The sequence below is a fragment of the Exiguobacterium algae genome (genome assembly GCF_018617875.1).
Taxonomy (GTDB): domain Bacteria; phylum Bacillota; class Bacilli; order Exiguobacteriales; family Exiguobacteriaceae; genus Exiguobacterium; species Exiguobacterium algae.
Genome location: NZ_JACSKZ010000005.1, coordinates 44976 through 64436 on the forward strand (window position 1 = coordinate 44976; position 19461 = coordinate 64436).

The following is a 19461-nucleotide window of genomic DNA, read 5'->3' on the forward strand; positions in this document are numbered from 1 at the left end:
TCTGTTCTATAGAGAAAGGAGCGTTCTGCATGAATCCATATACAACGTTCATCGCCCTCCTCGTCGGAAGCCTGCTACTCTTCGTCGGGATTCGCTTGAAAAAGTGGCCGATTATCCTCGTCGCGCTCATTCCACTCGGTTTGGTTGCCGTCAATTTATTTTTCCTGATCACAGGACGTTAGAAGACTGCATGTCAGTCTTCTTTTTTGTACATCGATTTGATGAAGAAGGCACTCGGTAACAAAATGCCGATGGCGCCTTCGATGATGGCGAATAATCGGGTCAAACCAATTGGCAACAAATCACCAAAGCCAATCGATAGTAAAGTGACCCCGCTGAAGTACAGGAGATTTTCCCAAGTCGGTTCGACGGCATTCATGGATTCGAGTGAAGTCACAAGAATGACTGAATCACGAGATAATGCATAATAAATTAACGTGAATCCTAACATGACACCGAATAGGCTAACGAACAACTGAGCGAACAATCTCCCATCAAATCCTGTTTGCTTGTACGTTTGACGTTTGAAAAACCAAAACACGTTCAAGCTGATGAAAAGTAATGCAATGGTTAATAAAATCGTACTCAATCTGGACACATCCTTTTCATGTAAATGAGTTCATTTATCCATTCCCGAAGCGAAGAATGAAAAACGGAATCGGAAAAGGTTTGCAATTGATGAAAAGATTGATAGAATGTGGTCGAAGACGACTGAATTTCATAATGTTTGCCACTAGGGGAGTCGCGTCACGCGGCTGAGATGGACAAGGTCCAGACCCTTCGAACCTGATCTAGTTCACGCTAGCGTAGGGAAGTGGGCGAGACGACTCATATGGCTTCACCTAGATATGACTGTTCGAGACGCCGCTTCCGTTATGGGAGGCGGCGTCTTTTTATCTGTTATAAGGGGGAGTTATTATGAAATTTACAGATCACTTACGTCAGGAAGCGGATGGATTGTTTGAAGCAAGCTTTTATCATCCGTTCGTCCGTTCACTCGGAGAAGGAACGCTCGATGAGAAAAAGTTTAGACATTACGTCATGCAAGACTCGTATTACTTGAATCAATTCTCGAAAGTGCAGGCCAAAGGGGCGACGCTTGCACCGACGATGGAACTATCGAGTCGCTTTTTGACGCATGCCTTACACACGATTGAGGCGGAACTCTCACTTCATCGTGAGTTCTTTACGATGCTCAACGTGACGGATGTTGAACTGGCGACATTCGAGCCGGCACCGACTGCTTACGCGTATGCACTTCATATGCAACAGGCAGGGCCGACACTCGGTGATGTATTGGCGTCAATCCTCCCGTGTTATTGGGTGTATTACGAAATCGGTGAACGTCTAAAAGACAAACGACCCAACCATCCGATTTATTCAGCTTGGATTGCGACGTACGGTTCGGAGTGGTTCCGTGAGTTGGTGGAAGAACAGATTGATCGGTTGGATGAATTGGCTGGACAAGCGACGGAAGAAGAGCGCGTGCGTTACACAAAACTCTTCTTGAAGAGTTGCTATTACGAAGTCGCCTTCTGGGAAATGGCATGGACACTCGAATCATGGTCGTTGTCACAGGAGGTCAACCAATGAGGCATGAGATTTGGAGTGAGATTCGAAAACAATCGCCATTAATCCACAACATCACAAATACAGTCGTCGCCAACTTTTCGGCGAATGGACTGCTCGCCATCGGTGCCTCTCCTGTCATGGCAGATGCGATTGAAGAAGTGGCAGAGATGACATTTGTGAGCGATGCGCTCGTGTTAAACATCGGGACACTCGGTACGATGACTGAGGCGACGATGATTCGTGCGGGGCAGGCGGCGAATGAAGCGGGATGCCCGATTGTACTCGATCCGGTTGGAGTCGGGGCGACGTCGTTCCGCCGGGATGTTGTCGAGCGTATTTTGCGTCACGTCCGTGTCACGGTCATTCGGGGAAATGCAGGCGAAATCGCGACATTGATAGGTGTCGATTGGGTAGCGCGAGGTGTCGATGCGGGTGACGGGGCGTGTGAACCACGCCAATTAGCACTCGAGGCGGCGAAACGATACGGATGTGTCGTAGCCGTGACTGGAAAAGAAGACGTGGTCAGCGACGGGAATGTCGTCATGGAAGTACGAGGTGGGACAAAACGGATGACCGAGACAACCGGTACAGGCTGTCTACTCAGTGCGGTCGTCGGAGCATGTCTAGCGGTCGAAAAGAATGCACTCAAGGCGACGGTGACAGCCGTATCAGGATATGCCTATTGCGGGGAGTTAGCGAGTGAACGGGCAGAAGGACCAGGAGATTTTCCGATTCACTTTTTAAATGCCCTCCATCAATTGACGCAATATACAATCCCGACGAATCGAATCGAGGTGTCGACATCATGAGACCACAAGTTTTGACGATTGCAGGTTCTGATTCAGGGGGCGGAGCGGGTATTCAAGCTGATTTAAAAACGTTTCAAGAACTCGGTGTATTCGGAACAAGTGTACTTTCCGCCATCACAGCCCAGAATACACTCGGCGTGCATGGGATTGAAACGATTTCCGTTGACATGATTACTCGGCAAATCGATGTAGTGGCCAATGACTTTCAGATTACAGCATGTAAGACAGGCATGTTGGTAGATGCGGAGCGGATTGAAGCGGTAGCCGCAGCACTTGAACGTCATCGTTTCCGACACGTCGTCGTCGATCCTGTCATGGTGGCGAAAGGGGGCGCTTCTTTGTTACAAGTTAGTGCGATTGAGGCACTTCGGACGAAATTGTTACCATATGCGACGGTCGTGACACCGAATATCCCTGAGGCGGAAGTGTTAGCCGGAATCGAGATTCGGACGAAGGCAGACCGAATGAAGGCCGCCCAACAGATTCGCTTACTCGGCGTTGATGTCGTCATCATCAAAGGTGGACATATGGAAGGTGTGGAGGCCGTCGATTTGATTGTGTCCGAATCTGAAGCGTTTCAAGTGAGCGCACCCCGCGTTGAGACGAAAGACACACATGGAACGGGATGTACGTTCTCTGCAGCTTTGACGGCTGAGCTGGCATACGGGAAGACACTTCGTCAAGCCGTCGTGGATGCGAAACAATTTATCCATCAGGCGATTACGCATGGATTATCGATTGGACAGGGGCATGGACCGACGAATCATTGGGGACATCGTTTAGCGAAAGAAGAGGTGATTACCGTTGACGTCATGTACGAAACGAGCGATCGCTAAGCAACTTCGTCTTTATTTTGTGTGTGGGACGACGGATACATCTGATTTGGTGGGGACACTCGAAACGGTACTTCGATGTGGTGTGACATGTTTTCAATTTCGCGAAAAAGGTAAAGGTGCATTGTATGGAGATGAAAAAGAAGCAATGGCGAAGGCGCTCCAACATGTATGTCGACAAGCGAACGTTCCGTTTATCATCAATGACGATGTGAACTTGGCGCTCTCGATCGATGCAGACGGTGTGCATGTCGGACAAGACGATTTGCCTGCCGAATGGGTTCGTAAACAATTAGGAACTGACAAATGGTTAGGGGTGTCCGTCCATACGATGGAGGAAGTAAGTGCGGCTCTTCCATTTGCAGATTATGTCGGGATTGGCCCGATTTACGCGACGAAGAGTAAGTTAGATGCGGGACGTGTGCGCGGGACGGAACTGATTCAGCAGGTTCGTCAGCAATATCCGCAGCTTCCGATTGTGGGGATTGGAGGTATTCTTCCGGAGCATGTTCCTTCAATCGTTTCTGACGGGGCAGACGGCGTTGCCGTCATCTCTGCCATTGCTTCTGCACCGGACGTAGCAACAGCTACCCGGCGTTTCGCTTGTCTCTGAATTTAATTATTGAGGAGGAAGACAGATGAACGTATTTGTAATCGGTGCAAACGGTCAGATTGGCCATCAGTTGGTGGAAAAGTTACACAATGAAGGAAAGCATCACGTCACGGCGATGGTGCGTAAAGAAGAACAACTCAATGACTTCAAGTCAAAAGGATACAACGCCGTACTCGGTGACCTCGAAGGATCGGTAGAAGATTTGCAAAAGGTGATCGATGGGATGGATGTCATCGTGTTCGCAGCAGGTTCTGGTGGAAGCACCGGGGCAGACAAGACACTTTTAATTGACCTAGACGGTGCAGCGAAGAGTATTGAAGCGGCACAAGCGAACGGGAACATCAAACACTTCGTCATGGTCAGCGCCTTAAAAGCAGAAGACCGCTCGGCTTGGCCAGACTCAATGAAGCCGTACTACGTAGCGAAGCATCATGCCGATCGCTTACTCGAACAGAGTGGACTCACATACACGATTGTTCGTCCGGGTGCGTTGACAGACGATGCAGGTACGGGCAAGGTGAACACGCAATTCGAAGGAAGTGGTGAGATTCCACGTGAAGACGTGGCATCGTTCTTGGTACACGTGCTCCATAATCATTCAAACGTCAAGAACAAAGCGATTGATTTAATCAAAGGCGATACGCCGATTGAGCAATCGGTTTAACAGAGAGCGGGGTGCATCGTCATCCCGCTTTTTGAATGGATGGACCGCGTTACAAGCACCGGAATAACGGGAACAGAGAAACAGTTGAATGTTTGAGAGGAGGAAACGGGAAATGTCTGAAAAACCACTTGTGACGATGCGCGCTGAAGGCGAGGCGGGCGGCGTCAAGACGACGGTACGTGTTGGCGAGCATACACCATTTATCGTTGACGAGCCGGAACGGCTTGGGGGGACGAACGCGGGACCGAACCCACTCGAGTATCTGCTCGGTGCGCTCTCGTCCTGTACGACCATCATGATTGCTTATGTGGCACAAGATTTGAATTTTGATTACGAAGGCGTCTCCTTTGTCACGGAAGGAAAACTAGACCCTCGTGGTTTTCAAGGGATGGAGGGTGTGCGCACTTATTTTGAATCCGTCCATGTGCAGATCGTGTTGGATACGAAAGAGTCAGGTGACCGGATTGCCGAGCTGCAAAAAGGGGTCGAAGCGAGATGTCCGATTCACAACCTGATGCATGCGGCGGACGTTCACATCACATCCGAGTGGAGCCGAAAGTAAAAGATGGGGTATCCCATCTTTTTTGTGTGCAAAGGAATGAAGGAGAGGTATACCGAATAGACATATAGAAAGGGGGGAGAGAAATGAAAATCAAACCGATGACGCGAGGTGACGCGCAAGTCATCCAATCCTGGACGTATCTCCCGCCTTATGACTTTTACAACCAATCTTCGTCTGAAGAGGGCATCGAGGAACTGATGGCCTATCACGCAATCTATCGGGATGAGGAGCTGATCGGATTTTATTGTCTCGGATCGTTTGCCCAAGTCCCGAATTCGACCTATTCGTATTCAGCGGACTATACGGATGTTGGCTTTGGGATGCGACCGGACTTGACCGGTCAAGGTAATGGGCGTGTATTTGTCGAGTACGTGATGAGCATGGCGGAGAAAGGAAAACGGCCTCTTCGTCTGACCGTCGCATCATTCAATCAACGTGCCATTCGTCTCTATGAACAAGTCGGATTCCGTACACTGACGGCGTTCGATTGAAACGGGACGGTGTTCCAGGTGATGACGCGATAATCATCCATATTTTTTCTGATGGGCTTTTTTTCGGGTGATGTAATCCTCGTCGGCGCGGACCCGGTCCCAATACGTTTTGAAAATCCGGGCCGATTCGGCCTTTTCTTCGTCAATGTGCCGTTCGTGAATCGCACCATCTTCTTTATATTTCCGACCACCCTTGTAATTGGCATAACGACGGGCGCGTGTGTAGCCCATTTGAATAAACTTCCGTGCCATGTCCATCCCGACAAAGTCGTCGTTCGCCCGATACTGTTCAAATAACGCCATAATTTCCTCAGCTGATTGTTTCGCAATCTCCGGGGTTTTAAACCGCCAATGGGGCAAGATTTCACTTTTGTACGGTTCGACCAGCAGGACACCTTGTTCGCCACGACCGACGCGATACAGTTCCGGCTGCTCACGAAAATTGATGTTCTCAAAATCCAACTCATAATCAAAAGGCATGTGCATTCCTCCTCTCGTAACGTTTTCCCACAAGAGAGAGGTCAGAAACAAGATAGGAAGAAGGGATACGATGATTCAATTGGAAACCGAACGTTTGCGATTGAGAGAGTTTACTTTAGACGATGCCGAAGACATGTATCACTACGCAAAAGATGCGCGTGTCGGACCGATGGCCGGCTGGGCGCCCCATCGGTCGCTTGAAGAAACAAAAGAAGTCATTCAACTCTTTATTGCTGAGCAAGACGTATGGGCAATCGTGCTGAAAGACACGGGACGCGTCATCGGAAGCATCGGATTACATGAACGGAAACCGGACCCAGCGGTTCAACATGAGGCGCAACGTGAAATCGGGTACGTGCTCAGCCCGGACTACTGGGGGAAAGGATACGTGCCGGAAGCGGTACGTGAAGTACAGCGTTATGGCTTCGAACAATTAGAGCTTGAGCGGATTTGGTGCGGTTATTACAGCTATAATGACCGATCACGTCGGGTCGTCGAGAAATGCGGATTTACGTACGCCTTTACGAAACAACAGCAGTTGACTCGATTAGACGGTCGAACCGTCGATTTTCTAGTGTATATGATCCAGCAGCCCACACCTTGACGTTTCAATCATCAAGGTGTTTTTATACGGAATTGAAAAAAGGGCTTGATATGTAACCGGTTACACATTAAGATGACATTGTAAGCGTTTCCAGAATAGGAGTGGGAAGATGGCAACCATTAAGCAAGTGGCCAAGCAGGCGAACGTATCGGTGGCGACCGTGTCACGGGTGATGAATAAAAGTGGATACGTCAGTGAGGATGCGCGGGAAGCGGTCGAACGGGCGATTGCAGAACTGAATTACTCACCGAATCGGGTGGCGCGGTCGCTGTACAAGAAATCCTCGAATTTGATCGGGCTCATCATGCCGGACATTACGAATCCTTTCTTCCCACAACTGGCTCGCGCGATCGAGGACGTCGCGAACCAACATGGTTATCAAGTCGTGCTCTGCAATACGGATGAGCAGTTGGAGAAAGAACAGACGTATTTAGTGGCGCTTCAAACGATGCATGTGGACGGATTGATTATCACAACGAATCATTCCCACAACCCGAACTACGAAACATTGAACTTACCGATGGTCGCATTGGACCGGATTGTCAAAGCCGGCATCGATGCGGTCATCTCGGATGGTTATGAAGGCGGTAAATTGGCTGCCGAGACGCTTCTCGCAAACGGGGCGACGCGATTGGCCCATATTGCAGGTCCGGAACATTTGAAGACGGTCAAGCGCCGGACCGAAGGGTTCATGGAGGCGGCGGGTGAACATCTCGTCGGAATGACGCAATCGACGTTCACATTCAAAGAAGCCTTAACCGCATCTCAGGAATTGTTTGATCACCATTGGCCGTTCGATGGGGTTTTTGCAGCGAACGATGTCATTGCGGCAGCTGTTTTGCAAGAAGCAGTGAGACGGAATATCCGCGTGCCGGAGGAGTTGCAGGTCATCGGTTATGACGGAATCGAGTTAGGAGAGATGACCTCTCCACCACTAACGACAATCGTACAGCCGATTTATGAGATGGGACGGCTGGCGACGGAACGTCTCCTCGACTTGATTGAAAAGAAAGATACACAGGCAAAAGAGATGTTGCTGCCTGTATCGTTATTGGAGCGTCAAACGACAAAGCGGAAGGAGAGATAGAGCATGAAACGCATTGTTGTCATTGGGAGTATTTCGATGGACCTCGTCGTCACATCAGACAAACGACCAAAAGCAGGGGAGACGGTGATTGGGGAGGCGTTCCGCACCGTACCCGGCGGGAAAGGTGCCAATCAGGCGGTCGCGGCGGCCCGATTGGGAGCACAGACGCAGATGGTCGGATGTGTTGGACAGGATGGGTTTGGTAAGGAAATCATCGCGAACTTTGAACAGAACGCTGTCGATGTGAAGCATGTTCGCCAATCATCTGACGAAGTGACGGGAACGGCACATATCGTGTTGGCGGAAGGGGACAACTCGATCGTGGTTGTCCAATCTGCCAATAAGAACGTCACGTTCAAAGAGGAACAATTGAACGAATTGCTGGACGAAGAGTGTTTCGTCCTCCTGCAACTCGAAATCCCGATCGAGACCGTGCGCCAAGTCACTGCGCATTGTTACGCCCGGGGTATACCGGTGATGTTAAATCCGGCGCCATCCCGACCGCTTCCGGACGAAGTCGTGCAGCAAGTCACGTACATGACCCCAAACGAACATGAGTGTCACGACTTGTTCCCGAATCTTTCAGTGGAAGAGGCACTTGAAATGTATCCGAATAAATTACTCGTCACGGAAGGCGTTCGCGGAGTGCGCTTCCATGATGGGACGGACGTGCAACACGTTCCGGCAATTCAAGCAAATGTCGTGGACACGACAGGAGCGGGCGATACGTTCAACGGGGCATTGGCGACGGCGCTCGTGGAAGGAGCGAAGCTTGTGGATGCGGTCCGGTTTGCAGTCGTCGCCTCAGGTATGAGTGTAGAAGGATTCGGTGCCCAGGGCGGTATGCCGACACGGGAAAATGTGCAACAACGATTGGAGCGAGTGCGATGAAAAAACAAGGGATTTTAAACAGTCATTTGGCAAAAGTGTTCGCTGACCTCGGTCACACGGATCGCGTCGTCATCGCGGACTGTGGTTTGCCGATACCTGATGGCGTAAAGCGGGTGGACTTGTCTTTACGACTAGGTGAGCCGTCATTTCTGGACGTGTTGACAGAAGTTGAGAACGATTTGGTGATTGAACAAATCACGATCGCTCAGGAGATGCTCACGCATAATCCAGCAATCGCGGAACGATTACAGGATACATATGACCGGATTGAACAATGTGACCATGAGTCGTTCAAACGTGAGGTCGAGAAAGCAAAAGTGGTGATCCGAACGGGTGAAGCGACACCTTATGCGAACGTCATCTTGCACGCAGGCGTCATCTTTTAAGGGGGGATTCGATGCACATTCAGTTGAAAAGAATCCATAAATCGTTCGGACCGGTCTCGGTTTTGAAAGGTGTGGATTTTGAACTCCTGCCTGGAGAAATTCATGCCTTGATGGGGGAAAATGGCGCAGGAAAATCAACGCTGATGAAAGTGATGACAGGACTTCATGCGCAGGATGAAGGAGATATCCTGATCGATGGGAAGCCTCGACAGTTCAAACATCCGAAAGAGGCGGAGTCGGCCGGAATCGCCTTCATTCATCAGGAGCTAAACATCTTACCGGATCTGTCTGTCACGGAAAATTTATTTTTAGGTCGTGAATTGACCGGTCCGTTCGGACTGATCAAACAACAAGAAATGAAACGACGGGCACGTGAATATTTGGCGGAGTTAAATGTTTTCCTGGATGTCGACCAGTTGGCACGGAACTTATCCGTCGGACAACAACAGATGATTGAGATTGCGAAGGCGCTCATGACGGATGCACAGGTCATCGTGATGGATGAACCGACTGCCGCATTGACCGATCGGGAAATTAAAGCGTTGTTTGCTGTATCGCGCGCTTTGCGTGAACAAGGAGTCTCGATCATTTACATTTCACACCGAATGGAAGAAATATTCGAGTTGTGTGACCGGATCACAGTGCTTCGGGACGGCCAGTCGATCTCCACGCGCATGATTCGAGAGACGTCATTTGAAGAAACGGTCCGCGACATGGTCGGACGTGAGATCGGTGAGCGTTATCCGAAGCGGGATGCGAACATAGGAGACGTCGTACTAGAAGTCGACGGGTTGGTAGGTAACCGGTTCCACAATGTTTCCTTCAATGTTCGGGCAGGTGAAATCGTCGGATTTTCCGGGTTGATGGGAGCGGGACGGACGGAAGTGATGCGGGCGTTATTCGGAGCGGACCACCATCAGGCGGGTGTGATCAAGCTGAAAGGAAAACCGATTCGCATAAAAACCCCCTCCGATGCCATCAAACATGGAATCGCCTTCTTGACGGAGGACCGAAAAGGGGAAGGACTGTTGCTTGATTTCTCTTTACGAGAAAATTTATCGTTACCGACTCTCGGACAACGTACAAAAGGAACGGTCATTTCGAAAAAACAGGAAGAAGCGTTTGCCGAAACGTACTTACAGAAACTGCATGTCAAACACCACTCGATGGAGCAGAAGGTCAAATCGTTGTCCGGAGGCAATCAGCAAAAAATCGTCCTCGGGAAATGGCTAGGGGTCAAACCGGATGTCTTGATCCTGGATGAACCGACACGAGGCGTCGACGTCGGGGCTAAAAAAGAAATTTATAACATCATGTGTGATTTGGCGGAAGCGGGCGTTGCCATCATCCTCGTTTCGTCCGATCTACCGGAAGTACTCGGAATGAGTGACCGGATCGTCGTCATGCGGGAAGGGGTCGTCACAGGGACGGTTCCGAAAGAAGAGGCGACGCAGGAAAAAGTCATGACGTATGCGACAGGAGGGCAATGAAATGGAATTACAGGCACCAACCACATTAAAACGTCCACACCGCCTAGGGTGGGGGCAAAAACTCGGTCCGCTGTTCGGGCTACTCGCCATCGTCGTGGTCGTGACCGCGCTCGAACCAGGTTTTTTATCACTCAACAATATCTTTAATGTGTTACGACAAGTCTCCATCAATGCTTTGATTGCATTTGGGATGACGTTCGTCATTTTGACCGGTGGCATTGATTTATCTGTCGGCTCGATTTTAGCTCTTTCGTCCGCGCTTGTGGCCGGAATGATGGTCGATGGACAGCATGCGGTCATGGCGGTCGCGCTAGGATTAATCGCGGGAGCAGTGCTCGGTGCATTCAACGGGGCGGTCATCACGTTCGGAAAAGTGGCACCGTTTATCGCGACACTTGCAACGATGACGATTTATCGGGGGCTGACACTCGTCTATACAGACGGTCGACCGATTACAGGACTCGGCGATTCTTCATGGTTTGAAATGCTCGGTCGTGGTTACTTGTGGGTCATCCCGATTCCGGCGCTGACGATGATTCTGGCGTTCGGGGTATTGTACTTCATTTTGAAGAAGACGACGTTTGGGCGCCATACGTATGCAATCGGTGGTAACGAAGAAGCAGCCAAGTTGATGGGAATCGGCGTCAACAAAGTAAAAATCATGATCTATTCTTTGTCAGGGATGTTGGCGGCACTCGCCGGTATCATTTTGACCTCACGTCTCAACTCCGCCCAGCCAACGGCCGGGGCATCGTATGAATTGGATGCCATTGCGGCAGTCGTTCTCGGGGGAACGAGCTTAGCTGGCGGTCGCGGTTGGATCGTCGGGACATTAATCGGGGCACTCATCATCGGAACGTTGAATAACGGATTGAACCTTCTCGGCGTCTCATCATTTTTCCAACTCGTCGTAAAAGGTGCAGTTATATTATTTGCGGTATTACTAGATCGTCGACAAAACGCTTGATGAATGAAAGGGGAAAAAGAAGATGAAAAAATGGGCAGCTTGGCTACTCGCACTGACAATGGTACTTATGGCAGCATGTTCGACGGAACAACCGGGGACAAGCTCGGAAGCGGAGACGAAAGATGGGGATTATAAAATTGGTCTCTCCATTTCAACGTTGAACAACCCGTTCTTCGTCGCATTGAAAGAAGGGGCGGAAGAACAAGCGCAAGAAATGGATGCAACGCTCACGGTCGCGGATGCACAAAATGATGCGGCTAAACAAATCAATGATGTTGAAGATATGATTCAAAAGGGAATGGACTTAATCTTAATTAACCCGACCGACTCGGAAGCAGTCGGAGCAGCGGTCCAAGCGGCGAATGATGCTGGTGTACCGGTCATCACAGTCGACCGTAACGCTGCAACGGGCGAAGTTGTGGCTCACGTTGCATCAGATAACGTGGCAGGCGGTAAACTTGCCGGTGAGTACATGATCGAGTTGATTGGAGAAGGCCAAAAAGTCGTTGAATTAGAAGGGATCCCGGGAGCTTCTGCCACGCGTGACCGTGGTCAAGGATTCAATGAAGCGATTGATGGCAAGCTTGAAGTCGTAGCGAAACAATCAGCGAACTTCGACCGTGCGGAAGGGCTCACGGTCATGGAGAACATCCTTCAGGACAACAAAGACATCGTCGCCGTGTTCGCGCATAACGATGAGATGGCACTCGGTGCTGTCCAGGCGCTCGATGCAGCGGGGATGAAAGACGTAAAAGTCATCGGGTTCGATGCGACAGATGATGCAGTCAAAGCGGTCGAAGAAGGCACGATGGCAGCAACGGTCGCACAAAAACCTTCTGAAATTGGAAAACTTGGCGTTGAGGCGGCAGTCAAACACCTGAAAGGCGAGACAGTGGAAGAAAACATTCCGGTCGAGCTCGAATTGATCAAATAATAAGCAAGCTCACCTTCGTTTCATGGAAGGTGAGCTTTTTACATACACCAAAAAAGACAGCCTGTTGCAGGCTGTCTTTACAGTTACATCGGGCGCATCAAAGCGCGGACCGGGCTCCCGTCACCTTCTACGAGTGGGAGCGGCACTGCGACCAAATCATAGTCGCCCGGCAAGAGATCGTCCAAGACGAGACCTTCTAATATATGGACCCCGTTACGCGCAAGGGCATGATGGGCGGCCATTTCCTTACTGTCAATTGCATCGACAGAAGGCAAGTCGAGCCCAATCAAAAAGATGCCGAGTTCTCCGAGCTTGTCTGCCAAAGAAGGCGTGAGCTCCGGAATCGCATCCGGGAAGACGCTTTTGTCCGGCCAGCCATCTGTTTTTAAAATCAGTCGTTCGACCCCGGTCAAGTCAAAGCCTTTTAAATCGTCTGCCTCGATTTTCATCTTGCCCGGCAAGTGAATGACACGGGCCGGACCGATATAGAGGGAAGGGTCGAGGTCAATCACGCGCTTTCCGGCGTCATCAAAGTGAAACGGGGCATCGATATGCGTGCCCGTATGCAGACTCATCGTCACTTTCCCGACGTTGACCGATCCGCTCTCGGACATCGGCCAAGCAATCTCATATTGGAATGTGGTGTCTCCCGGCCATGTCGTTACATCGGCATGGAGCGGTTGTGATACATCGATCCAAGTCATCCGAATCAACTCCTCTTATAATGAAGTTCGAACCGTCCAAAGCTCAGGGAAGAAGCGGTGGTCGAGAACGCGGCGCAAGTAGTTCACACCCGATGATCCGCCTGTCCCCATTTTCTGACCGATGATCCGCTCGACCGTACTCATATGGTTGAAGCGCCACATCTGCTGCTGACTCCCGATGTCGAGCAGTTTCTCCCCGAGTTCGTACAAGTCCCAGTACTTGTCGACGTCCCGATACACCTCGACCCATGCTTTCTCCACACTTTCGTTCCATTCCCAATCCTGTGTCACGTCCCGATCGAGTACGCTTTGGTCAATGTGAAGGCCACGACGGTGCATCTCGCGAACTGTGACATCGTAAATGCTCGGTGCCTGGAGCGATGCTTCGAGTAATGGATAAAGTGTCTCGTCATGGGCGTAGACGCTGAGTGTGCGCGCATTTTTAAAACCGAGCGCAAATTCGATTTGGCGGTTTTGGTACGATTGGAAGCCGGATGACGACCCGAGCTGGTCCCGGAACTCCAAGTATTCGGCCGGTGTCAATGTCGCGAGGACACTCCACGATTGAATGAGCTGTTGCTGGATCTTGGAGACACGGGCGAGCATTTTGAATGAGCGTTCGAGTTCACCGTTCGTGATGGCACTCGTCGCCGCCGTCAGTTCATGTAAAATCAACTTCATCCATAGCTCGCTCGTCTGATGGATGATGATGAAGAGCATTTCATCGTGATGATCCGACAGGCGATGCTGGCTCGACAAGATCGGATCGAGCTGTAAATAGTCCCCGTACGACATTGCTTTTGAAAAGTCGGTTTGAATCGATTTTTCTACGTTATGTTCAATTCGTTCACTCATTGGTGGACCCCCTTATGCGACAACTTCACGGACGTTCTCGAACGCCTCGTATTCTTTGTCGTCCATGATTTTCTTCAATGTCATGATGACGTCGTACACGTCCGTGAACGTGTTATACAGTGCGACCGGTGCGAGTCGGATGATGTTCGGCGCACGGAAATCCGGGATGATCCGGTGCTGCTTGAGCGCCTTACAGATGCGGGCCGCCTCCGGGTGCTCGAGACTAAGGTGTGCACCGCGCTGGGCCGGTTCGGTCGGACTGCCGATCACAAAACCGTGCGGACTTAAATACTCTGTGATCAACTCCATCATGTATGACGTCATGGCGAGCGACTTCTCGCGAATCGCCTCCATGCCGACTTCGTTGAACATCGCGAGCGCACCAAGTTGCGGTGCGAGACTCATGACATGCGGCGTCCCGATTTGGAACGCACCGGCATGCTCGGCAGGTGTCATCGTATGGTCCATATCAAACTGCTTATCCTTGCGTGAGCCGAACCAGCCGGCAAGTCCCGGCGTCGTGCCGAAATGCCGCTCGTGAACGAACAAGCCCCCGACAGTACCCGGTCCACCATTCAAATGCTTGTAGTTGCACCAATAAGCGAAATCCACTCCCCAGTCGTGGAAGTCGTGCGGAATGGCCCCGACGGAGTGACAGGCGTCAAACCCGATGAGAATTCCGCGCTCGTGCGCTGCTCGTGTCAGGCGTTTCATATCCAGGATTTGTCCGCTACGGTAAAGGACGGTCGGGAGCACGATGAGGGCAATCTCGTCCGTCATCGCCGCGATTACGTCTTCTTCTCGTAAGAAACGTCCGTCCGGGCTATCCACTCGGATTAAATGTTCGTTCGGGTCAAGTCCGCGAAGCGCGAGCTGACTTTTCAAGGCGTAAATGTCAGACGGAAACGTGAGCGTGTCCGCCAAAATTTTTTTCCGTTTGCCTTCCGGTTTAAAGAAAGAAGCAGCGAGTTGATGCAGGTTGACCGTCGTCGACCCGGTGACCATCACTTCTTCAGTCTTGCCCCCGACGAGCGGTGCATTGAGTGCTGCAAGTTCCTCAGATAAGTTGAACCAAGGATGACGCCCGTTCATCCAGCCGTCGATTCCGAGTTCCCGCCAATCCGCGAGTGACTCGAGTAAAGCCTTTTCGGCCCGTTTCGACAATAGACCGAGCGAATTCCCGTCCATGTAGATCCCGTTTTCCGGCAAATAAAACTCGTCACGGTAAGGCGCAAGCGCATCCTGTTCGTCCCGTTGTTGTGCGTACGCACGTGTGAAATCGTTCTTCATCCCCATATCCCCCTTTAAAGCAAACAAGCGTTGTCAAAAGCGTAGCAATCGGGTCGAGGGAAGTCAATATACGGCAAGGCACGCGAACGCTTTCCCAAGAATTGAAACGTTCGGCGTGATCATCCCGTATGGAATAACAAGGAAAGAGGGGGAAGCATTATGGAATTATGGAAACAGGGATTAATCCGTGGAACGAAGATGGGGTTGCTGTTTGGTTTACTTGCGTTATTTCATCAGTGGAACGGGCAATCGGAGGCGATACGCAGTGATGCCCTCTACGGAGGAGTTGCATTTTTTCTCGGTCTGACGAGTGTCATCTATCAAATGGAAGAGTGGACGCTTCGAAAACAGGCACTCGTTCATTATGGCGTCATGCATGTGACGGTCTTACCCGTTTTAATGATCAGTGGTGCGTATCCGCTTGAAACGTTTCAGGATGTGATGGCGGTGTACCTCAAGTTCAATCTGGCAGGTGCTGTGCTGTTCACGGTGACCTACTTCTTTTCAAAAGGAGTCTATATGTTTCGAAAATCGAAAACCGAATGAGTAAGGTCGGGCGATGGATGCGACAGATGTTGGATGATGCGCCATATCGGGAACAATAAGGGTGAATGAAACAGGAAAGGAGAGAGAAGATGAAACTGATTGCCATCGATTTGGACGGGACGTTATTATCCCGATCGGGTGTCATCTCGGAAGCGAATCAGCAAGCGGTCCGGCGTCGCCAAGAGATGGGCGACCTCGTCACATTTTGCTCCGGACGGTCGATTCACGATATGGAAGAACTGTCTAAACGGAATCAGCTGACCTGTCCGATGCTATCGGGGAACGGGGCGATTGCGTTTTACGAGAACGAACGTATTTATTATCATGCGATGCCGGGAGAAGTCGTTCGGGAGCTTTGGGAAATCACACGGTCGCATGGGGCGTACGTCGAGTTTTACACGAATAAAGGGGTGAGAGTGTTCAGGTCCGGGGCGGATTTGTTGATGCATGAGCTGGCTGAAGTTCTGCCGCACGATCAATCCTTTACCCGGGAATGGGCGAAGCGCGAAATCGAAATTCAAAACGAGCAGTTCGGACTGACCTATATGGACTCGATGGAGGACATCGACTTTGATCGGGACGAAGTATATAAAGTGTTCATTTACTCGTTTGACCGCCAAAAACTGCACCGCTTGCGTAAACTGTTCGAACCGCGTGATGATATTTTAATTACGGCGGGAGGATGGACGAAAATTGAGATCGGGCATCCAAAAGCGAGTAAAGGGCAGGCACTTAAACAACTGGCTGAGCATTATGGCGTGGCGGCAGAAGAAATCGTCGCAATCGGGGACAATTTGAACGACATCTCCATGTTTCAGGTCGCGGAAACGCGAATTGCGATGGGAAATGCGGTGGACGCGCTGAAAGACATCAGTACGCATATTACGAAAGACGTGGAAGAGGATGGTGTCGCCTATGCGCTCGAAAATTACTTGTAACTTTTTGAAGATATGGTGAACAAGGATTGAGTTTCGTGAAAAACGGATATTGTACTAATGTAACCATTCACTTACCAAAGTTGATCGGGGAACGATGGAAGAGTCGAGGTTGGACCCGATTTCAACCATAAGGCAACTTCGGGGGTGTATGGGAAAAGTCCATTCGAACGTGAATCATATTCCGATTGATGAACGGTCGGCCGCTGTAGACGGTAACGTCATACAAGTCAGACAAAAGCAATGAGATGGAATCTCAAATGATCCACGTCGCATGTGGACGAATAAGGTGCCAAACATTGTGGCAGCACATTTCAATCAACGGGTCGATGAGTCAACTGTTTTTCTGTCCTCGGGTCGAATGAGTACAGGCAGTTTGACCGATAGACAACATTAGGCTGAAATGAGATCGCCCTTGTTTGGACGTCTCTAGGAAACCAAATTGTAATTGGGACGGTCGATTAAGCGGGGCTTGATTGGTTGAGAGTCCGGTTCCTAGAGAATGCAAAAAAAGCGCCACGAGTTGGCGCTTTTTTTGTGATAGAATATGGCAAGATAAAAGCGGTTTGGAGGGAAAGGATGCCGAAAATCTATTGGTTGGGGACGCTTTTAAGTGGAATCCTATTAGTCACAACAGGACATATGGAAGGAATCTATCGATGGCTTCCCTATATACTGATGACGATTGGAATCATCGGGTTGATCACACAAAGCTGGTTTGATCAAAAGCGACGCCCAGACTGAATGGGGCGTCGCTTTATTCAGAGTGATTCGAGAATCTTAGTCATCAAGTCATCCATTTCACTTTGCATGGCATCGGCTTGTTGCTGGAGTGTCATCAGCTCTTCAAGATCGTTCGTCTCATTCATTTTTTCGAGGAGATGACGATGTGCTTCTTCGAGGCGATTCAATTGTTCTTCCTCTGCAGCAGTCTGTACTTTCGGATCAGTTTTTTTCCGTTTCTCTTTCAGTAAAGGTAAAGTGATCTCCTCGCTGAAAGACTGCATCCGCTTATTGAGCGCATAAGCGACAGAACCTTCAAAGCGGGTCATCGTCCCGTCCAACCAGTACGTAATCGGGAAGAGCTTGTTTAGGAAATAACGGTCATGGGATACGGTGACGACGGTTCCGGGGAAACGTTCAATCGCCTCTTCGAGTGCCTCACGCGACTCGATGTCGAGGTGGTTCGTCGGTTCGTCCAAAACGAGCACGTTGATGTCTTCATGGACGAGGATGGCGAGCATGAGCCGCATTTTTTCACCGCCGCTGAGCGTACTGACCGGTTTGAAGACACTGGCCCCGTAAAAGAGAAACCGGGCAAGCAAATGTCGCGCTTTCCCTTCATCGACCGCAATCCGGTCGCGGAAGGCTTCGATTAACCGGTGTGTCTCATCGAACTCGATGTGCTGGGACAAATATCCGATTTTCGCACGCTCTGCCCGTCTCACAATCCCTTTGTCCGGTTCGAGCGTACCGAGTAACAGCTTCAACAGCGTCGATTTCCCGCTCCCGTTCGGTCCGACGATGGCGACCCGTTCCCCGTGTCCGGTGTAAAACGTGACGTCATGGAAGAGGGGACGATCAAACGCGACGGTCGCCTGTTGGACCTCGAATACGTCCCGGCCGGTCCTTCCGTTCGCCGTGAACTCGATATCCGGTTGGATGGCTTCGAGCTGCGGTTTTTTAATCCGTTCAATTCGTTCGAGTGCTTTTTCCATGGATTTGGCGCGACGGTAAAACTTTTCGTTCGGCGGGTTGCCTTCGTTGGCCCATTGCCGCAGCTGGCGAATCGTCTCTTTCATCTTTTTAATCTTTTTTTGCTGCTCGGTATAGGCATGGAATTGGTCGAGCAGACGTTTTTCTTTTTGGGCAGTGAAGTCTGAATAGTTGCCGTTATAGCTCGTCAGCTCCCCGTCCTCACATTCGACAATCCGCGTCGCGACGGCGTCCAGGAAGACGCGGTCGTGTGATACGACGAGAAGCGTCGACGGATATTCGCGTAAATAAGATTCGAGCCAGGCCATCGCCTCTAAATCCAAGTGGTTCGTCGGTTCGTCTAAAATGAGCAGCTCAGGTTCCTGCAGCAAGGCGAGCGCAAGACCGATTTTTGTTCGCTCCCCACCGCTCAATGTGTCGAACGACTGATCGACGAACGGGGTGAGTCGAAGCCCTTCAATCATCGCGTTCACTTTCGATTCGATGACGTAACCGCCTGCATTCTCAAAACGTGTCTGGATGGCCCCATACAATTCAAGCAGGCGTTCCATCTCACCGCCAGTAGCCATTTCCTGCTCGAGTGCTGTCATTTTTTCCCCGAGGCGCATCACTTCTTCAAACGCCGTGTATAAGACGTCTCGTCCGGTGCGTCCTGGATGGGCGGGAATTTGGGCCAAATAGCCGATATGGAGTCGTTGCTTCCGATAGATGGTGCCGGCGTCCACTGCGTCGCTCCCGACGATGAGGCGGATCAACGTCGTCTTGCCGCTCCCGTTTCGTCCGACGAGTCCGATTCGCTCATGGTCGTTTACAAACAGGTTCGCATCAGTCAAGACGGCATGGCCGCCGAATTGTTTTTGTACGTGTTGCAAATCAAGTAACATAGTAGGTTCCTCCTAAGGATGAGGCCTATCAAAAAAACCGAGCGCAAAGAAGCGCTCGGTTTAGAGAGAGAGGCGCTTTGTCGTATATTCAGCAATGTCTAAAAAAGGACAGACGGGTCCCTTGATTACGCGACATCGTGAAAAATCG

General features: G+C 50.6%; 24 protein-coding genes and 1 riboswitch. Of the genes, 18 read left to right on the top strand and 6 right to left on the bottom strand.

Annotated features, from left to right (window positions below; all coding sequences use genetic code 11):
• The first annotated feature begins 29 nt into the window (after positions 1-29).
• On the top strand, positions 30-182 hold the full coding sequence (locus KNP03_RS11460; protein ID WP_214829394.1) for a hypothetical protein: 153 nt from the start codon (positions 30-32) through the stop codon (positions 180-182).
• Positions 183-193: 11 nt separating this feature from the next.
• Here KNP03_RS11460 and KNP03_RS11465 read toward each other — a convergent pair whose 3' ends face one another.
• Entirely contained in the window at positions 194-589 is a 396-nt protein-coding gene (locus tag KNP03_RS11465) for an ion channel (RefSeq protein ID WP_214829397.1), read from the bottom strand.
• Between the two features lie 136 nt (positions 590-725).
• Positions 726-830: riboswitch (TPP riboswitch) on the top strand.
• An 88-nt stretch (positions 831-918) separates the two neighbouring features.
• Between KNP03_RS11465 and tenA the strand changes: the two genes are divergently transcribed.
• The 7 genes from tenA (at position 919) to KNP03_RS11500 (ending at position 5544) form a co-directional block, all read left to right on the top strand.
• Positions 919-1593 (top strand): thiaminase II, encoded by a 675-nt coding sequence (tenA, locus tag KNP03_RS11470; protein WP_214829398.1) that lies wholly within the window; start codon positions 919-921, stop codon positions 1591-1593.
• The gene (gene thiM, locus KNP03_RS11475; RefSeq protein WP_214829400.1) at positions 1590-2381 is read left to right on the top strand and encodes a hydroxyethylthiazole kinase; all 792 of its coding nucleotides are present in this window, start codon (positions 1590-1592) and stop codon (positions 2379-2381) included. The genes tenA and thiM overlap by 4 nt, the downstream gene beginning before the upstream one ends.
• Positions 2378-3217: a bifunctional hydroxymethylpyrimidine kinase/phosphomethylpyrimidine kinase gene (gene thiD / locus KNP03_RS11480; RefSeq protein ID WP_214829402.1), complete on the top strand. Its 840-nt coding sequence runs from the start codon at positions 2378-2380 to the stop codon at positions 3215-3217. The genes thiM and thiD overlap by 4 nt, the downstream gene beginning before the upstream one ends.
• A complete protein-coding gene (gene thiE, locus KNP03_RS11485) occupies positions 3186-3827 on the top strand; it encodes a thiamine phosphate synthase (RefSeq protein WP_214829404.1) in 642 nt (213 codons plus the stop codon). The genes thiD and thiE overlap by 32 nt, the downstream gene beginning before the upstream one ends.
• Positions 3828-3852: 25 nt before the next feature.
• On the top strand, positions 3853-4491 hold the full coding sequence (locus KNP03_RS11490) for an SDR family oxidoreductase (protein ID WP_214829406.1): 639 nt from the start codon (positions 3853-3855) through the stop codon (positions 4489-4491).
• A 112-nt stretch (positions 4492-4603) separates the two neighbouring features.
• Positions 4604-5053: an OsmC family protein gene (locus KNP03_RS11495; protein ID WP_214829408.1), complete on the top strand. Its 450-nt coding sequence runs from the start codon at positions 4604-4606 to the stop codon at positions 5051-5053.
• Positions 5054-5136: 83 nt separating this feature from the next.
• Entirely contained in the window at positions 5137-5544 is a 408-nt protein-coding gene (locus KNP03_RS11500) for a GNAT family N-acetyltransferase (RefSeq protein WP_214829409.1), read from the top strand.
• Positions 5545-5577: 33 nt separating this feature from the next.
• Here the strand turns inward: KNP03_RS11500 and KNP03_RS11505 are convergent, their stop codons facing one another.
• A complete protein-coding gene (locus tag KNP03_RS11505) occupies positions 5578-6024 on the bottom strand; it encodes a DUF4385 domain-containing protein (RefSeq protein WP_214829410.1) in 447 nt (148 codons plus the stop codon).
• Positions 6025-6094: 70 nt separating this feature from the next.
• On the opposite strand from KNP03_RS11505, the gene KNP03_RS11510 reads away from it, so the two are divergent.
• From KNP03_RS11510 to rbsB, 7 genes are all read left to right on the top strand, one after another.
• Positions 6095-6628: a GNAT family N-acetyltransferase gene (locus KNP03_RS11510; protein WP_214829411.1), complete on the top strand. Its 534-nt coding sequence runs from the start codon at positions 6095-6097 to the stop codon at positions 6626-6628.
• Between the two features lie 109 nt (positions 6629-6737).
• Positions 6738-7715, top strand: a complete 978-nt coding sequence (locus KNP03_RS11515) for a LacI family DNA-binding transcriptional regulator (protein WP_214829412.1) — start codon at positions 6738-6740, stop codon at positions 7713-7715.
• Positions 7716-7718: 3 nt separating this feature from the next.
• Positions 7719-8606: a ribokinase gene (gene rbsK, locus KNP03_RS11520; RefSeq protein ID WP_214829413.1), complete on the top strand. Its 888-nt coding sequence runs from the start codon at positions 7719-7721 to the stop codon at positions 8604-8606.
• Positions 8603-8992 carry a D-ribose pyranase gene (gene rbsD, locus KNP03_RS11525; RefSeq protein ID WP_214829415.1) on the top strand — a complete coding sequence of 130 codons (390 nt, stop codon included), beginning with the start codon at positions 8603-8605 and terminating at the stop codon, positions 8990-8992. Before rbsK ends, rbsD begins: the two co-directional genes overlap by 4 nt.
• 11 nt (positions 8993-9003) lie before the next feature.
• Positions 9004-10482, top strand: a complete 1479-nt coding sequence (locus KNP03_RS11530; protein ID WP_214829417.1) for a sugar ABC transporter ATP-binding protein — start codon at positions 9004-9006, stop codon at positions 10480-10482.
• A gap of 1 nt (position 10483) precedes the next feature.
• Positions 10484-11449 carry an ABC transporter permease subunit gene (locus KNP03_RS11535; RefSeq protein WP_214829419.1) on the top strand — a complete coding sequence of 322 codons (966 nt, stop codon included), beginning with the start codon at positions 10484-10486 and terminating at the stop codon, positions 11447-11449.
• Positions 11450-11471: 22 nt separating this feature from the next.
• Complete coding sequence (gene rbsB / locus KNP03_RS11540) at positions 11472-12383, top strand: ribose ABC transporter substrate-binding protein RbsB (protein WP_214829421.1); 912 nt, start codon at positions 11472-11474, stop codon at positions 12381-12383.
• Positions 12384-12466: 83 nt separating this feature from the next.
• Here rbsB and kynB read toward each other — a convergent pair whose 3' ends face one another.
• From kynB to kynU, 3 genes are read right to left on the bottom strand one after another with little or no spacing between them, the layout of a single operon-like run.
• Positions 12467-13087, bottom strand: a complete 621-nt coding sequence (gene kynB, locus KNP03_RS11545; protein WP_214829423.1) for an arylformamidase — start codon at positions 13085-13087, stop codon at positions 12467-12469.
• 15 nt (positions 13088-13102) lie between these two features.
• Entirely contained in the window at positions 13103-13942 is an 840-nt protein-coding gene (gene kynA, locus KNP03_RS11550) for a tryptophan 2,3-dioxygenase (protein WP_214829425.1), read from the bottom strand.
• A gap of 12 nt (positions 13943-13954) precedes the next feature.
• Positions 13955-15232, bottom strand: coding sequence for a kynureninase (kynU, locus tag KNP03_RS11555; protein ID WP_214829427.1), 1278 nt, complete (start codon positions 15230-15232; stop codon positions 13955-13957).
• A gap of 159 nt (positions 15233-15391) precedes the next feature.
• On the opposite strand from kynU, the gene KNP03_RS11560 reads away from it, so the two are divergent.
• From KNP03_RS11560 to KNP03_RS11570, 3 genes are all read left to right on the top strand, one after another.
• Positions 15392-15778, top strand: a complete 387-nt coding sequence (locus tag KNP03_RS11560) for a DUF3021 family protein (protein WP_214829429.1) — start codon at positions 15392-15394, stop codon at positions 15776-15778.
• A gap of 89 nt (positions 15779-15867) precedes the next feature.
• Positions 15868-16716 carry a Cof-type HAD-IIB family hydrolase gene (locus tag KNP03_RS11565; RefSeq protein ID WP_214829430.1) on the top strand — a complete coding sequence of 283 codons (849 nt, stop codon included), beginning with the start codon at positions 15868-15870 and terminating at the stop codon, positions 16714-16716.
• Between the two features lie 576 nt (positions 16717-17292).
• Positions 17293-17457: a hypothetical protein gene (locus KNP03_RS11570; RefSeq protein ID WP_214829431.1), complete on the top strand. Its 165-nt coding sequence runs from the start codon at positions 17293-17295 to the stop codon at positions 17455-17457.
• A gap of 17 nt (positions 17458-17474) precedes the next feature.
• Here KNP03_RS11570 and abc-f read toward each other — a convergent pair whose 3' ends face one another.
• Positions 17475-19313: a ribosomal protection-like ABC-F family protein gene (gene abc-f / locus KNP03_RS11575; protein ID WP_214829432.1), complete on the bottom strand. Its 1839-nt coding sequence runs from the start codon at positions 19311-19313 to the stop codon at positions 17475-17477.
• Between the last annotated feature and the right edge of the window lie 148 nt (positions 19314-19461).

Coding starts and splice junctions, on each gene's coding strand:
- KNP03_RS11460 (WP_214829394.1), top strand. CDS start 30: ATGAATCCATATACAACGTTCATCGCCCTCCTCGTCGGAAGCCTGCTA.
- tenA (WP_214829398.1), top strand. CDS start 919: ATGAAATTTACAGATCACTTACGTCAGGAAGCGGATGGATTGTTTGAA.
- thiM (WP_214829400.1), top strand. CDS start 1,590: ATGAGGCATGAGATTTGGAGTGAGATTCGAAAACAATCGCCATTAATC.
- thiD (WP_214829402.1), top strand. CDS start 2,378: ATGAGACCACAAGTTTTGACGATTGCAGGTTCTGATTCAGGGGGCGGA.
- KNP03_RS11490 (WP_214829406.1), top strand. CDS start 3,853: ATGAACGTATTTGTAATCGGTGCAAACGGTCAGATTGGCCATCAGTTG.
- KNP03_RS11495 (WP_214829408.1), top strand. CDS start 4,604: ATGTCTGAAAAACCACTTGTGACGATGCGCGCTGAAGGCGAGGCGGGC.
- KNP03_RS11500 (WP_214829409.1), top strand. CDS start 5,137: ATGAAAATCAAACCGATGACGCGAGGTGACGCGCAAGTCATCCAATCC.
- KNP03_RS11505 (WP_214829410.1), bottom strand. CDS start 6,024: ATGCCTTTTGATTATGAGTTGGATTTTGAGAACATCAATTTTCGTGAG.
- KNP03_RS11510 (WP_214829411.1), top strand. CDS start 6,095: ATGATTCAATTGGAAACCGAACGTTTGCGATTGAGAGAGTTTACTTTA.
- KNP03_RS11515 (WP_214829412.1), top strand. CDS start 6,738: ATGGCAACCATTAAGCAAGTGGCCAAGCAGGCGAACGTATCGGTGGCG.
- rbsK (WP_214829413.1), top strand. CDS start 7,719: ATGAAACGCATTGTTGTCATTGGGAGTATTTCGATGGACCTCGTCGTC.
- rbsD (WP_214829415.1), top strand. CDS start 8,603: ATGAAAAAACAAGGGATTTTAAACAGTCATTTGGCAAAAGTGTTCGCT.
- KNP03_RS11530 (WP_214829417.1), top strand. CDS start 9,004: ATGCACATTCAGTTGAAAAGAATCCATAAATCGTTCGGACCGGTCTCG.
- KNP03_RS11535 (WP_214829419.1), top strand. CDS start 10,484: ATGGAATTACAGGCACCAACCACATTAAAACGTCCACACCGCCTAGGG.
- rbsB (WP_214829421.1), top strand. CDS start 11,472: ATGAAAAAATGGGCAGCTTGGCTACTCGCACTGACAATGGTACTTATG.
- kynB (WP_214829423.1), bottom strand. CDS start 13,087: ATGACTTGGATCGATGTATCACAACCGCTCCATGCCGATGTAACGACA.
- kynA (WP_214829425.1), bottom strand. CDS start 13,942: ATGAGTGAACGAATTGAACATAACGTAGAAAAATCGATTCAAACCGAC.
- kynU (WP_214829427.1), bottom strand. CDS start 15,232: ATGAAGAACGATTTCACACGTGCGTACGCACAACAACGGGACGAACAG.
- KNP03_RS11560 (WP_214829429.1), top strand. CDS start 15,392: ATGGAATTATGGAAACAGGGATTAATCCGTGGAACGAAGATGGGGTTG.
- KNP03_RS11565 (WP_214829430.1), top strand. CDS start 15,868: ATGAAACTGATTGCCATCGATTTGGACGGGACGTTATTATCCCGATCG.
- KNP03_RS11570 (WP_214829431.1), top strand. CDS start 17,293: ATGCCGAAAATCTATTGGTTGGGGACGCTTTTAAGTGGAATCCTATTA.
- abc-f (WP_214829432.1), bottom strand. CDS start 19,313: ATGTTACTTGATTTGCAACACGTACAAAAACAATTCGGCGGCCATGCC.